Consider the following 14,897-nt stretch of genomic DNA (forward strand, 5'->3'; position numbering starts at 1 on the left):
AATCAATATTTTTGAGTTTATAAATTCAAATTTGCCTTAATATCAACCATACATTAATGATTTTTTGATTTCTGAAAGCATTGAAAACACAAGTCTTTCAGCCTGTTGATCAAAAAAATATATATTTTTTCGTGTTTTTTCTGGGCAAGTTTTCTAGCTTTAATATAGACGCCCAACTTAATATTTACGAATTAAAAAGAAATCATTATGAGTTTTATCCTAACATTGATCACAACAATTAAAAGTTTTATTTCTTCAACCGAAGAAGGTTATGCAGAAAAATCGGATAATTTTATTGAAAAGGCTCCAGCCTACATCGAACAGGGAATTCTGCCCAAAGAAGCCACCGAAGCCTTAATTGCCAAACTACAAGAAGTGGAGGCACTGAGGAAAGAGAAAAATGAATTGATACAGGCTTCTCACAATAAGCGCCAAGAGTTTGTAGGAAGCAAAACAGATTGTGACAGAGTACTACGAGACTATAAAAACGAGGTCGATCTGAACCCGGCAGTTCCTGAAAATGTAAAAAGGGAATTGGGATTGTTGAATGAAAAAAAGATTGAAGAAAGTAACAACAAACGACCAAAGTTGGATGTAAAACCAATAGGTGGTGTTCCCCGCATTACTTATCAAAAAAGTCCGATGGACGGCATAAAACTCTACTCCAAAATTAATGATGGAGAATACAACTTCGAAACTACCGTAAACCTCTCTCATTTCGACGATACCCGTGCCAGAATCAGCACTAAGGAGACCGAAATAAGAGAATATTACGCCTACTACATTTACAAAGGACAAAAAGTGGGCAAACAATCGAATGTGGTTCGAGTGGTATTGGAGCCAATCGAATAGTTTTAATTGAAGGTTTTATCCCCTTATATCCTTACCAAATTCTGAAGAGGCTTCAAACTTGCAGGCAAGCGAAGCCTCTTTTCTGTTTGCTCCTTTCCAATCCTATACTAAAATCTGAGCTAAAAATCGCCGAAGTCGGCCTGAAATGCGGCTATGAGAATGCTTCGCACTTTTCAACGGCTTTTAAGAAGCAAATTGGGCTAAGTCCGCTTGATTTTCGGAGGGGAATTGTGGACATGTGAACCTTATGGGAAACTTCAACCAAATGTAATATTTAATGAGCCATTATAGAAAAATGGTATAATGTCGATTTAAAAAATTTTAGGCAGTGCGAGCTTGCAAAGCAATGGCTCATTCATTTCCACATTCGGTATTATTCTGCCCAGACCAAGATCTAATACCAGACATCACAATATAAAATATAGCCCTCTGCTAAAGCAGAGGACAAATGGAAAAGCTTTGTGCTATACATGATCTCTTTACCTTGGGTTTTAACCCAAGTATTTTTAAGAATGATTGTTCTTTTAGGCCAAAATCTGCTAGACATGTAATAGAACATTAACGCCTCTTATAGCCCAAATTCATAATACTGTATTAACTCTCCCTCCACATGTTTAAACTTTTAGTTAATTATTCATTTTTCACTCTTGATTTACAATTTTGTAATCCATATATGTTCATTTTTGATAAATTTGAACTTTTATTTTATGTAATACGATTTAAAATAAGGAACCAATATCTCTAAATAATAAAAATGAAGAATCTAATTATCCTATTGTTTCTGATATCATCTTGTTTCACAAGTTTTTCTCAGAATGAAAAAAAAGCAGAGAAGGCTGCTTTAAAATGCATAAACAAACACTTAGCGAAGGCTAATAAAAATGTGAATTATTTATTAGATGCTTTTGATCAGTATACAGGATTTGTATCTAAAATGAACATTGAAAAATTTGAACAAAAGAAACAGGAAATCGACTCTATTCTTTCTAAAAGTGGATACCTTAAATCAGGTTATTTAGATTTCGATTTGCTTAAACAATGTATGCAAAAATCATATCATTTAAATAATACAAAAAACGATACTACATCAACTTATTATCAACTATTGAGTCATGTTAATTATCTTTCTAAGAATCCAACCATAACAGATGAACTTTCGTCCACATTATTAATTGGGACCATAAAATCAATTATCCCAGATGATAAAAAAGATGAACCTATTTATAAAGCCATTTCACTTATTATGTGGCATGGCTATATTGTAAAACCATCTTCCAATAAAAAAGAATCAATTAGCCTTAGTGATTTTGAATATCACAAAAATGATGAGCAGTTTGAAGTTGTTTCAATTGTTGAAGACAATGAAACTACAGAGGAAACAGTATCTCACGAAGATGAAATCAGTGATCTTGAATTCGATTGTGGAGAAATGGCTTTTATGTTGGTTCAAAAGATGCCAGAATATAAAGGTGGTGCTGAAGCTTTAAATAAATATTTAAAAGTACATTCTGCCAAACTTAAAGGAAGGGTATTTGTGAGCTTTACTGTTAATTGTCATGGAAAAGTAATTAATCCTAAAGTTGTTCGAGGCTTAACTCCCCTTGCCGATGCAGTTGCGCTGCAACTAATAAAATCGATGCCAGATTGGATCCCTGGCGAGCAAAGTGGTACAGCTGTAAATGTAATGCAGACACATCCGATAATTTTCGAATAACCAATAAAGATTCAATCAAATTACCTTTTACTTTCTGATTAATAATATTGAGTTATTACGACTCACAATATGTGTTTAAGGCTACTATAAGTTAGCCTTATTTATTTTAATGATATCCTAAACTTTAATCAAACATTTAATCAATATTGATGACGAAGATTTCCACAATCGGTATTATTTTGTCCAGACCAAGATCTAATACCAGATAAAAATATAGCCCTCTGTTAAAGCCTACTCTTTATACACAAATATGAAATAACGATATTGATTAGATACAAATGAATATTAAAGAGCATTTTCATATTGAGTTTTTCCCTTTTAGGGAACCGTAGCGAAGCGGAGCTCATGAACACAATTGAAAATGGAGTTTAATGTGAACAAACTGTCGACAGACTAAAGGGTGAATTAGTAAAAAATATAAGCAATAGCACCCCTCTGCCTGTCGGCATCTCCCCTAAAAAGGGAGAATTTAGAATTAAACGATTGTATATTTAATTCTCATTCGAATTATATTCAGGAATATAAATTTGTATAAAGAGTAGCTGCTAAAGCAGAGGACAAATGGAAATGGTTTGTGCTTTACATGATCTCTTTACCTTGGGTTTTAACCCAAGTATTTTTAAGAATGATTGTTCTTTTAGGCCAAAATCTATCTTTGACAAAACATATCAAGCATGTTGTATCAGCATAGCTACCAATCTAATACATCGTCTGCCCAAACTTGGCTTTCAGGTTTCTATCGTACATGATGATGCTACCGGCAACCGAAACATTTACACTTAGGCGAGTATCGAATTTTACCAGGTGGTGCGATTTTTCGATGGCAGTTTTGGTTAAGCCGTTGTCTTCGGCGCCCAATAGGTATACACAGCGGCGTGGATGTTTGAACTCTTCCAGGTTCACAGCTTTATCATCCAGCTCCACTCCTACCAGAACGGCTCCCTTTGGCAGGTGGGCATAAAAATCATCGAAATTGTCGTAATGGAAATACGGCATGGCTCCTGTGGCCTTGTGTGTATCGCAGGCTTGTTTTGCATAGCGTTTGCCAACGGTAAAAATAAAGCTGGCGCCCATGTTCTGTGCCGATCGCCACAACACCCCTAAATTCTCTGGTGTTTTTCCATTCTGTATTCCAATTCCAAAAAATCCTTGTTCCAGTGTATCTATCATTTGTACTTTAAATTACCTGCTGTAAATCTATATTGGCTTCATCTTTCAAATCAGATTGTGATTATCCGTTCAACCACTTCTTAAAATCGTTGCTTCGGTCCTGACTCACTATGGCATCCATACATTCGGCCTGATCGGGTTTTAAGTTGAGTTTGATTCGTGTTTTCGAGTAGTAATGCATGTCGATAATGGAGGCATAACTCACCATAAACTTACGGTTGATGCGAAAGAATCTTTTGGGATCCAACTTGCTCTCCAAAGAGCTTAATGTCCCATCGCACAAATAACGGTGTCCATCGAAACCAAAAAGGTAAAGCGATTTTCCATCGGCCATAAAATAGGCGATTTTATCTACCTCAAGAGAACACAAACGATCGCCAAGACTTACCATGAAACGTTCCTGGTATGCATTTCCAGCCATCAAATGATTTAAAGATTGCTGCAGGGAAGACAAATCAACCGTTTCCTTTTTTTGATATCTTTTTTCGAATTTTTGCAATGCCATTTCCAAATCATCCGGATCAATCGGCTTTAGCAAGTAATCCACACTGTTTTGCTTAAAGGCCTGTATGGCATACTGATCGTAAGCCGTAGTAAAAATTAAGGGACTATCAACACTTGTTTTATCGAAAATGCCAAAACTATTGCCATCGCCCAGGTGAATGTCCATAAAAATCAAATCGGGCCTATGTGAAGAAAGGTACTTTACAGCATCCTTAACATTCTCTAAATGTGCTGCAATTTGAACTTGATTTGGGCGCAGGCTCAAAAGCATCTTCTCCAACTCACGTGCTGCCAACTGCTCATCCTCTATGATTACTACTTCTATCATCTCCTCTTGCTTTTTACAACTCTCTTTTTACACAAATATGAAAACTATATTGATTAGTTACAGATGAATCTCACATAGCTTTTTCAAGTTTAGTTTTCCCTTGTAAGGGAACCGTAGCGAAGCCGAGCTCGTGAACACATTAATGTGAAAATTGTATGTGAACAAAATCCCGATAGGGAAAAGGGTGAATTGGTAAAAATATAAATAAACGCACCCCTCTGGCTGTCGCCATCTCCCCTAAAAAGGGAGAATTCCAAAATAAAACTAATGCATATCTATTTCCTATATTCTAAAAATAAATTTGCTTATAGTGTATTCGCTTTTTCAAGGCGCCAATTTACAAAAGAAAAGGGGCATTCCGTAATGGAATGCCCCAATTTTTGATATGCTAATGATCCTAATTTCTCAAATTAGGGTTATTGTCAATCGCTTCCTGAGGGAAACGCAATGTATAACGAGGATCGTTCTTTACAAGAGTTGCAGTTTCACCCTTGTATGTATGAACGATTTCTTCCTGTGTTGTTCTTCTTAAATCGAACCAACGGTGACCTTCGAAAGCCAACTCACGGAAACGCTCGGTGGCAATCTCGGCAATTAAATCTGCTTTATTCAATGCATTGATTCTTGTTTCTTCAGTAGCATAGAAATCCGCTGTCAATCGTTTTGCTTTTAACTGATTCAAATAATCTTTCGCGTCATCCAATTCATCCAAACGAGCCTTACATTCTGCTACAATCAGATACAATTCAGCAGTACGGAAAGTACATTTCGAAGCCAGCTCAATCCCTTTATCAATGGCAAACTCTTCACCATCTGCTTTAAAATACAAAGCAAAACGTAAATCATTGCTTTGATCGAATGCAGCCTTCATTTCTTCCGAAATATAAGTAGCATCACGTAAATAATCAGTTATATTATCATCCATGGCAAGAATGCTTTCTACAGCATCGTACATGTGTGGAGCTTTCGAATTATCAGCTGGCAAATCCTGTAAGTCTGATTTCAATTTTAAAGCTTCCATAGCACTTTCCTGAGCTTTTGCGTATTCAGCCATGTACAAATATACTCTCGACTGAAATGCCAATGCAGCCACCTTGCTAAATCGATAGTTCAAACCTGTTGCATAAGTATCCACTTTCAATTTGGAAAGACCATCTGCAATATCCGATTGAATTTGCTCATATACTTCAGCAACTGTATTGGGAATGTACGCTGCCTCGCTGTCAATTTCCAGAGAAAGAGGAATTCCTTGATCTGTAGCAGCGCTTGCTTTCTGATAAGGCTTTCCAAACATGTTTACCAGGTTAAAATGAATGTAAGCTCTTAATAGATACGCTTCTCCTACAATCTGATCAATTTCTTCCTGTGTTGCTTCGGTTGCATCACCACCTTCTGCAATCACATGATTGGCATACATGATTACTTTATAAAAAATATCATAAGTATAAGTAATTGTATTATCGGCAGGATTGGCATCGTTCCACATGTAAATATCCTTTACATTGGATAAATCCCATCTGCTTTCATTTAATTTTACTTCGTCGGTACGAAAAGCCAACTTTGCTTTATCAGCAGGCACTGCATTATAAGCACTACTTAAAAGATCTCTAAAATCTTCCCCTGTAGTTGGAATCACTCTATCCTTTGGCTTTACATCCAAATAATCCTCGCAGGCAGAGAATGATACTACTGCCAGCAATAAAAATAAATATGTACTAAATTTTCTCATTTCTCTCAATTAAAATGTAAGGTTAACACCAATGGTATAAGATTTTTGCTGTGGCTGAGCATAAATATTTCCAAAAGATTCCGGATCGAAATATCCATCAAATCCATTTGAAATCACGAAAGGATTTCTGGCTTCAAAACTCAAACGAACACTAGACAAACCAAGATCTTGAAGCATGTTCTTGCTTAGGGTATATCCCAAACGAATGCTACTAATTCTTAGGTAATTCACCTCTTTGTGCCAAATGTCTAAACTATTGTAGAAATCAGGACGCAGATTGGTGTATAATTGCTCTTGCATCCAATACTGTCCATCTGCCGATGCTTTTGTCATTAGGTTTGGTAATGATTTGTTGTCACCTCTTAATACATCCAAAAGAACTCTTGAAACATTGTTTGATTTATCATATTGAGTCATGCTATAAGGAGGTCTTTCCATTACATTCATTCCCAAATTGAAGTTGGCCGAAACCGTAAGGTCAATGTTCTTGTACTTGAAAGTATTGATGATACCACCAGAGTATTTAGGATCTCTACTACCTACGTTCACAAGCAAGTCATTCAACTCTTCATTAGAAAATCTCGATCCTGCCAAATAGTTAGGATAATAGTCAGCCATTTGGTCATACAATGCGAAATACTCATCTGCCGATACAATCTTACCATCTTTTTCAAATTGAGGGTAACCGTTTTCATCCAATCCTGCAGTTTTAATTACCCAAACTGAATTGGCTGAGTAACCTTCGCGTGATGGAGTTGTTGAATTGATCTGTTGCTGCTCTTTTAGTACTTTATTTTCGTTGTGAGCAATGTTAAAGTTTGTATTCCACTCAAAATTGTCTGTTTTAATATTACGAGTAGAAATGCTTAATTCCCAACCTTTATTGGTCATTTCAGCCCAGTTTACCGACATTGAATTGAATCCATTTTCCAATGGAACGGCTTGCGATCCAATCAAATCAGTTCCTTTACGATGATAATAATCGAAGGACATGCGAACAGCATGACGCAAAACAGACAAATCGAAACCAACATTATAAGTTGAAGTTTTCTCCCATCTTAATTTGTCGTTAGGAAGACCTGAAACTGAAATTCCATTCTCACTGTTTCCTGGCAAATTGGTTACCGTAGTTGGCGTTCCTACAATATAAGGTGAGCTTTGTTTATCGATATTTCCCTGTAAACCATATGAAGATCTGAATTTTAACGCGCTCAACCAGTTCACATCTCTAAAGAAAGACTCTTCCTTGGCATTCCATGATGCACTTAATGCATACAAAGGCAGGTATCTGTATTTTGAATCTACACCAAACAAGTCTGATCCATCGAAACGCACACTACCAAAGAATGTATATTTTCTGTTGAAGGTGTATGATGCTGTTCCAAAGAAAGAAGCATATCTGTTCTTTCTATAGGTTTTGGTAAACAGTGGGAATGATTTTGCATCCGCTTCATCTCTATAAATTACTGGCTTAGACGTATTATTCTTGCTATTCCAACCGTAAGCAGAAGTTGCAATCTGAGTATATTTAGATTCTCTGATCTCACTACCAACCATCACATCAACCTCATGCAATTCGTTATAAGTTTTCGAATACTGAAGAATGTTTTTCCAGTTGTAATAAGTACTCTCTGCATCCCAGTTTTTAATAATTCCACCTTCAGGCAAAAAGTAATTTTCATACTTATTATCAACTATGCTACCATATCCACTCTTGTAACGAGTTCTACGTACGAAGTATGTCTCTTGCTCTGCTTCCTTGGTAGTATTCGATTTGTCAACCTGGTATCCGAATTGAGATCTATAAGTTAAATTTGGATGAATTTTCCAGTTCACCTTAAAGATAGAGTTTAGGTTGTTCCCTTTTAAAACATGGCTTGTGCCTTCTCTCTCTTCAAGAATATTATAGTCCAAATTAATGATTCGCCATGAACCTTTTTCGTTCTGGTTGTATACATAGTTCCCATTTTCATCTCTTAATCTCAAATAAGGATTAGATGAGCGAATGTACTGAGATGGGTTGGTCAACATGCTCCCCTCTGTTAAGAAGCTCTGGTTTCTTCTTTGGTTGGCAAACATGCTTACCCCAAAAGACAAGTTATCGGTTAATTTAAAATCAGTTTTTAAAGTAACATTGTAACGATTAAGCGATGTACCTTTGGTTGTACCTTTCTCGGTGTGTGCACCAGCAGAGAAATAGTAAGTTGCTTTTTCGCTACCGCCTGAGATGCTTAATGAGTGATCCTGGTTCACTGCATTCTGATACAACTCATCTTCCAAATTAGGATCAATCGTTCTCAATTGGTTAATTGCGGCAAGAGATTCGGCACTAATTGCATCGATACCACCAGCCTGGAAATTGTCCCAATCGTTATTTGCATTTAAAATTTGAGCTACACCACCTTTACTAGCATTATAAGTTAAATCTGTTCTTCCTGCCATCAACAACTCCAAATCCACTTTTTCGCTGGAATTCATCAGGTTCAATTTGTCAAAATCAGGTTTAGAAATAAATGAAGTATTGCTGGTAAGCTGTACTCTCATTTTTCCCGCTTTCCCTTTTTTAGATGTAATTACAATTACACCATTTGCAGCACGAGCACCATAAATGGCAGTTGCAGCAGCATCTTTCAATACGGTAATGTCTTTGATATCCTGAGGATTTAAACCGGCAATCGAAGAATTGTACAATTGATCGATATTGTCTTTGTCGTTAAAATCAGGCACATCATTTCCTTCCAATGGAATCCCATCCAATACCCAAAGAGGATCTTGAGTACCATTTAATGAAGCCGTACCACGAATACGAATTTTAGCAGGAGCACCCGGAGCACCACTTTGAACCACACTGGTAACACCAGCCAACTGACCCGACAACATTTGATCTACATTGGCAACACCAGCCTGACGGATGTTATCAGCATTTACCTTAACAACTGCTGAAGTTACTTTTCGTTTTTCAATTTTTTGGTAACCTGTAACGATAACCTCTCCCAATTCACTGGTTGATTCGCCCAATTTAATGGTAACGAAAGATTTTCCCTTAATGTCTACCACTTGAGTTTCAAAACCCAAAAAGCTACATGAAATGGTATTTAATTGTTTAGGAACTTCAAGGCTAAAATTTCCATCGAAATCTGTAATGGTTCCCAAGCTAATGTTTTCAATAATTCCCTTCATACCTGTTTCAGCTCCAATTGTTGCTTTGTCGATATAAACCGAAGCACCAATCAGAACGTCACCATCCTTCTCAGAAAGTACCTTTCCTTTAATCAGCTTCATCTCTTGGGCCCAAACAAATGCGGGCAATAAGATCAAAAGCAAGGTTAGCATTCTTTTCATAAACTTTTGTTTTTTATTGGTTATTAATTAATGGTTATATTATACGAAAAAACAGGTAAGGAGAAGGTAAATTCTCCCAACCTGCACTAACTAATTATAGATGTATATTAAGCGCTTCTTCAATTCGAAGAAGTAAATCTTGATAATGAAACTTGGTAGCTTCATCATAAATTGTTAATCTATTTCTAAGTAGATCTCGGATTCTCATCAGCTCTCCTCGTTTCACCGATACCACATCTGATACCCTGTTGCTCGTGGCATAGAAAATATTTCTGTCGGCATATTTACTTTCCATATCCTCTATTTCACTGCCCGAATCAAACATCTTCTTACTTTTCACTGCATAATCACAAAGCATTGGCATGCGACTGTGATGCCCGCAACCACAATGATTGTGATGATCATGTAGTGATTTCTTGGTAGTCTTTACCATGGTTTTGTTGTGGGTAATGATCAGGTTATCCACAAAATTCTTCTGCATTTGACGAGTAAAGACATCTAACTTTTGTCGCTTAATGGTTTTGGCAAAAACACCATTGTGTAGATCTCTAATCATTTCAGTTACCGTGTAAGCTTTTCTACCATTCATCGCTTCGTTTTGCAACATTCTTTGCAAACGCTCATCTTTTAGGATTGAAAAGAAAAGCTGAGAATTTAAATCTCTGAAAAGCGTTGTTGGAGCGTACTCAATGTTTCCGATAACTGATTCTCGAATTGGATATGTTTTTTTGTAGATCTCAGCATTGGTAATCCATTCTGGATTTTTCACTACTTCATCGATGATGTATTGAACGGCATCCTTTTGCTTGGCTTTTTCAACATGAGCATAAGCTGCTTTGTTTTCACCATAAACAGGCTGATCCAAATAGATACCACCAATGTTTGCAATTACATGATTGGCGTAGGTAAACCATTGCCCGATAACTCCCATCATCATCTTCCCAGCCTTCTCGTAGCTTACACCTTCTTCATAGGTCCATTTTTCTACTTCAGGAACAATTCGCTTCAAATTTTTCAATCCATAACGACTTGCTTTCATTGAGTTGTCACCCAAGTCTTCACTTTGTGCCGAAGGGTCAATAGTATTCTTTCCACTTTGCTGAGGTCCGTAATGGTACAAAGGATCATTTTCATGTTTGCGGATCATATTGCCCAATACTTGCAACTCATCCCAAGGTGTATTCTTATCGATCCAACGGTATGCCCATGCAATGGCATATTTATCGTACACCCCAATTTGTGGAGTGATATTTTTTACGCCATCTTTAGGCTGAGCCACGTAATTGAAACGTGCATAATCCATGATCGATGGTGCGGTTCCTCCCATTCTTTGGGTAAAAGACTTCGATCTTAATGAATCCACCGGGAAAGCATAGGATGCTCCCATATTGTGCATCAATCCAAGTGTGTGACCAATTTCGTGAGAAGAAACAAAACGAATGGCATGAGCCATGTGTTCATCTGTAAATTTGTTATCTCTTGCTTTGGGATCAATGCTTCCAGTCTGAATTCTAATCCATGAATGAAGAGCGGTCATTACATTGTGCCACCAAATTACATCCGCTTCAATAATTTCACCCGAACGTGGATCCACAACAGATGGTCCCATGGCATTCGCCTGGCTTGATGCTGCATAGGTAATCATTGAGAAACGAACATCATCACCATCAAAATCAGGATCATCTACAGGTGCATCCTTTGCGATAATGGCATTCTTGAAACCCGCTTGTTCGAAAGCTGCTTGCCAATCTGTAATTCCATCTTTAATGGCTTGTCTCCATTGTGGTGGAGTTGATGGATCGATATAGTATACAATTTGCTTTTTAGGTTCTACCAATTCACCAGCCAAATACTTTTCAACATCCTCTTTTTTAGGCTCCAGTCTCCAACGGTTCACAAATTCACGATTCTCTACAGCTTGCTGATCATCCTTATAATAGAAATGCTTGGTAGTAAAGTAACCGATTCTTCTGTCTGCAAAACGAGGCTTCATTGGTTCTGCAGCCAAGAGTACAATATTAGAAGTCACCTCTATCGAAACAGTAATCCCTTCCGCCTTAGTGGTCAAAAGTGATTTCATGATCACATTTTCAGGAAAACTTTTGGCTGCATTAATCTTAGACAATGACTTAATGGCACTACCAGGCATTCCCAAAACTCCAAATAAATCATTCAAACTCTTTTCCGATCCATCAAATACTTTGTTTACTTTAAAAACATAGGATGTAGAATCTTTTCCGATGCAAGCCAAATCGAAAGCTTCTCTGATTGAAGGAATGTAATTGTCTTTTACCGATTGAGTAATTGCATCCCCTTCTTTTCCTTCGTAATATGGATGGTAAGTTTTTACCCAAATTTTCTCTTCCAGAGTATCCGCTTCAAAACGAATTAAAAGGTTTTGGTAGTTGATCCCTTTGTTCAAACCCAATTCGTTCACCTGAGAAGGAACCTTTGAAATCTTGTTCACCAAAAGGAAATCACGTCCTATTAAAGAATCTGCAATTTCGAAATAGTAATCCTTCTTTACACGGTGGATGTTAATGACACCCTTTTTTGTGTCGGCATCCGAAGTGATTACTTCTTCAAAAGCTTTTAAATCAGATTTAGATTTACTGCTTGTGGTTGAATCTACTTTTGTTTCTTTTTTCTTCTTTTTCCAAAAATTAAAGATTCCTTCTTCAGGAGAAGTCGAATGGATTTCTGATGCTAAAGAATTAGCATGCATACCCCCCAGAATGCAAGCCATTATCATCAGCTTCCCAATCGACTTAGTAGGTGTAATTGTATTTAAATTCATTTATAATGATTTGTTTCAAAGAGATCAATTAATAATCTCCTCATATTTGTTGTTTTGCATTCATTATTGCTACTGCTATGGCAGCTCAAAGCAAGAATTGGGAACAAAAGTGAATTATTTCAAACTCACAAGGAAAAAGAAAGGAGTGAATCCGAAATATTGGGGAGTGAAAGACAAAAAAAATGGTATGAATGGATTGCAGGCAATAGAGAGCTTTGCTAAAACAGAGGCAAGATTGCAATAAAATGTTCCTTCTCAATGCCGTAATACGGCTTTCTATCGCCAAGGAAAGAGTATAAAGCATCAAGATTTTTCAATCCTGTTCCCGGAGAATGATTTAAATCGGTACGTGGTTGATAAGGATTCTCAACCAAAAGACAATTGTCATCAGTAATCTTTATTCGAATGGTAAGTGGCTTATCGCTGGTAATAACATTGTGTTTAATGGCATTTTCAACCAATGATTGAATACTTACAGATGGCAGTTTATATTGCATTGCATCCTCAGGAATATCATAGTTCAGAATTAAATTTTCTCCAAAACGTATTCTTTGTAAAAAGACGTATTGCTTTATAAAATCCATTTCCTGTTTCAGTTGAATCAAATTACTGTTGTTACTGTCGAGCAGATATCGGTATACCTTTGACAAATTCACAATGAACTTACGAGCCAATTTAGGCTCCCCATCTACAAGGGCATACAGTGAGTTTAAGGAATTGAATAGGAAATGGGGATTAATTTGATTTTTGATATTCTTTAACTGAGCCTTAACCTTCTCCTCTTCTTCCTCCTGTGCTTTTTTTCTCAATTGTAAAGTTTCACTGATATCCAGTTTAAAACTTGCCACGCCGACAACCTTACCTTCTGCATCGGATATGGCATTGAATATCTGCTGGTAATCTATTCCATTACGCTGATATTCTACCAAGAAATGCTCTCCTCCCAATGCTCTATCCAAGTACTTTTTCATTTCGATGCGAAAATCTCCATAGTACGCATCTAAAATATTCTTCCCCTCTTTTATTAGTTCGTTTTCAAATTTAAGAACCTCCTCTTTATGCACCGAATTAAAACTTGTATACCTGTAATCTCTTCCCACCGAAAAAATCATAATTTGATCGGTACTCTCCATAATGGAAGATAATTTACTTACCTCGTTCATGTGTCTTCTTTCTGCTCTTCTCCTTTTGGTTGATTCATAAAGCCAACGACGCTGAGAAAAATAAAGAAAAACCATCAACAAAAGAGCCAGGACCAATCCAATTAATATGGTTGAATTTCTTGTGGCTTGCACCGATTCTTTTACGTTGAAAAGTGGCACACTTACCGTAATGAGCCAATTGGTATTGGTTTCGCCAATATTAACAGGCTGATATACCCTAATAACAGGTACTTGAAGGAATTGGGAATGAACTTCGTTGTGCATTTTTTTACCACTTGCCAACACCTCTCGTATGCCATCTGCATCATTCAAATAATCAATACTTTTGCCAATAAAACTTTCCTCGGGATGTGATATACAGAATCCTTGTTCGGAAATAATACTTACATAGGCTCTTCCCAAATCTTCATTATCGTAAAAATGTTGCTGAAATCGATACAGATCCAAATCGGCACCCAACACTCCAATAATACGATTCCTACGTTCAACCGCAACCAAAATAGAACTTATTAAACGATCATCGGATCCCTGATAAGGGACAGATATGTTCTCAATTTTACTTTGTAGAAATTGAATCGACAATTGGGCATGTATTTGATTCAAATCAGATTGGTAAAAAGAAGTATCTATCTGATCATTTTTTCTATTCAAAGAATCAATAGGAATGTACCAAACTGCATTAATTTCATTTCTCAACTTCAGTTTGGTGATTAGCGCATTATTAATTAGTGCGGATTCCTCCGTGTTCATATCGATAGTCTCTTCTATCGATTCGGCCAGCATTTTTGTACGCAAAATGCTTTCATCCAGCTCTCTTTTTACAATCAAAAAACTATTTTGTGCTTTCGATAAAGCCAGATCCACGCTCATTTTACGGGCAGTAATGGTCATTTTATCCCCAATCAAATATGCTACCACTCCAAATGCCAAAATGATAACTGCTCCTATAAAGATGATGGATTTGTTACGAAAATTCATTAATTACAGATTTTTTATGCACAAAACTTACTAACAAACAAACATTTACAAATATGAAATTCTACCATTTCAAAAAATAGAGTACAAAAGTAATATTTAGAATGAATTAGAAATAAGTTTTGATAAATTTTATAAATAAGAACATTAAAAGGCTTCAAAATTAGACAGCTAACATGTGATCATATCAGAATAAACAATTCACCCTCAACCAAACTGACAATTAATATATTGCTGAAAGATGTTGATTAACAAAAACTTATTATGCGATAAATATTTTTCGAATTTAAACCTGTTAATTAACATACAACAAAAGCGATTCC

The 14,897-nt window shown here is 36.5% G+C and carries 9 protein-coding genes; 3 read left to right on the plus strand and 6 right to left on the minus strand.

Features of this window, described 5'->3' with window-relative positions; all coding sequences use genetic code 11:
• Positions 1-207 precede the first annotated feature (207 nt).
• The 3 genes from M0051_RS04160 to M0051_RS04165 all read left to right on the plus strand — a co-directional run bounded on the left by M0051_RS04160 (position 208) and on the right by M0051_RS04165 (position 2,566).
• The gene (locus M0051_RS04160; RefSeq protein WP_306740288.1) at positions 208-852 is read left to right on the plus strand and encodes a hypothetical protein; all 645 of its coding nucleotides are present in this window, start codon (positions 208-210) and stop codon (positions 850-852) included.
• Positions 853-938: 86 nt separating this feature from the next.
• Positions 939-1,094, plus strand: a complete 156-nt coding sequence (locus M0051_RS19735; RefSeq protein ID WP_373568299.1) for a helix-turn-helix domain-containing protein — start codon at positions 939-941, stop codon at positions 1,092-1,094.
• Between the two features lie 512 nt (positions 1,095-1,606).
• Positions 1,607-2,566 carry an energy transducer TonB gene (locus M0051_RS04165; RefSeq protein WP_306740289.1) on the plus strand — a complete coding sequence of 320 codons (960 nt, stop codon included), beginning with the start codon at positions 1,607-1,609 and terminating at the stop codon, positions 2,564-2,566.
• Positions 2,567-3,265: 699 nt separating this feature from the next.
• On the opposite strand, the gene M0051_RS04170 is transcribed toward M0051_RS04165, so the two are convergent.
• The 6 genes from M0051_RS04170 to M0051_RS04195 all read right to left on the minus strand — a co-directional run bounded on the left by M0051_RS04170 (position 3,266) and on the right by M0051_RS04195 (position 14,577).
• A complete protein-coding gene (locus M0051_RS04170; protein WP_110359693.1) occupies positions 3,266-3,736 on the minus strand; it encodes an RNA methyltransferase in 471 nt (156 codons plus the stop codon).
• Between the two features lie 61 nt (positions 3,737-3,797).
• Positions 3,798-4,568 (minus strand): LytTR family DNA-binding domain-containing protein, encoded by a 771-nt coding sequence (locus tag M0051_RS04175; protein WP_306740290.1) that lies wholly within the window; start codon positions 4,566-4,568, stop codon positions 3,798-3,800.
• Between the two features lie 397 nt (positions 4,569-4,965).
• Positions 4,966-6,297, minus strand: a complete 1,332-nt coding sequence (locus tag M0051_RS04180; RefSeq protein WP_306740291.1) for a RagB/SusD family nutrient uptake outer membrane protein — start codon at positions 6,295-6,297, stop codon at positions 4,966-4,968.
• Positions 6,298-6,306: 9 nt separating this feature from the next.
• The gene (locus M0051_RS04185; protein WP_306740292.1) at positions 6,307-9,639 is read right to left on the minus strand and encodes a SusC/RagA family TonB-linked outer membrane protein; all 3,333 of its coding nucleotides are present in this window, start codon (positions 9,637-9,639) and stop codon (positions 6,307-6,309) included.
• A 94-nt stretch (positions 9,640-9,733) separates the two neighbouring features.
• Complete coding sequence (locus M0051_RS04190; RefSeq protein ID WP_306740293.1) at positions 9,734-12,436, minus strand: zinc-dependent metalloprotease; 2,703 nt, start codon at positions 12,434-12,436, stop codon at positions 9,734-9,736.
• 218 nt (positions 12,437-12,654) lie between these two features.
• The gene (locus M0051_RS04195) at positions 12,655-14,577 is read right to left on the minus strand and encodes a histidine kinase (RefSeq protein ID WP_306740294.1); all 1,923 of its coding nucleotides are present in this window, start codon (positions 14,575-14,577) and stop codon (positions 12,655-12,657) included.
• Positions 14,578-14,897: the final 320 nt, after the last annotated feature.

Source organism: Marinifilum sp. D714 (genome assembly GCF_030851345.1).
In the GTDB taxonomy this organism is placed as follows: domain Bacteria; phylum Bacteroidota; class Bacteroidia; order Bacteroidales; family Marinifilaceae; genus Marinifilum.

What these genes read in the sequence shown, in the direction of transcription:
- M0051_RS04180 (WP_306740291.1), bottom strand. Translation starts at nt 6,297, where the DNA reads ATGAGAAAATTTAGTACATATTTATTTTTATTGCTGGCAGTAGTATCA.
- M0051_RS04160 (WP_306740288.1), top strand. Translation starts at nt 208, where the DNA reads ATGAGTTTTATCCTAACATTGATCACAACAATTAAAAGTTTTATTTCT.
- M0051_RS04170 (WP_110359693.1), bottom strand. Translation starts at nt 3,736, where the DNA reads ATGATAGATACACTGGAACAAGGATTTTTTGGAATTGGAATACAGAAT.
- M0051_RS04165 (WP_306740289.1), top strand. Translation starts at nt 1,607, where the DNA reads ATGAAGAATCTAATTATCCTATTGTTTCTGATATCATCTTGTTTCACA.
- M0051_RS04185 (WP_306740292.1), bottom strand. Translation starts at nt 9,639, where the DNA reads ATGAAAAGAATGCTAACCTTGCTTTTGATCTTATTGCCCGCATTTGTT.
- M0051_RS04190 (WP_306740293.1), bottom strand. Translation starts at nt 12,436, where the DNA reads ATGAATTTAAATACAATTACACCTACTAAGTCGATTGGGAAGCTGATG.
- M0051_RS04175 (WP_306740290.1), bottom strand. Translation starts at nt 4,568, where the DNA reads ATGATAGAAGTAGTAATCATAGAGGATGAGCAGTTGGCAGCACGTGAG.
- M0051_RS04195 (WP_306740294.1), bottom strand. Translation starts at nt 14,577, where the DNA reads ATGAATTTTCGTAACAAATCCATCATCTTTATAGGAGCAGTTATCATT.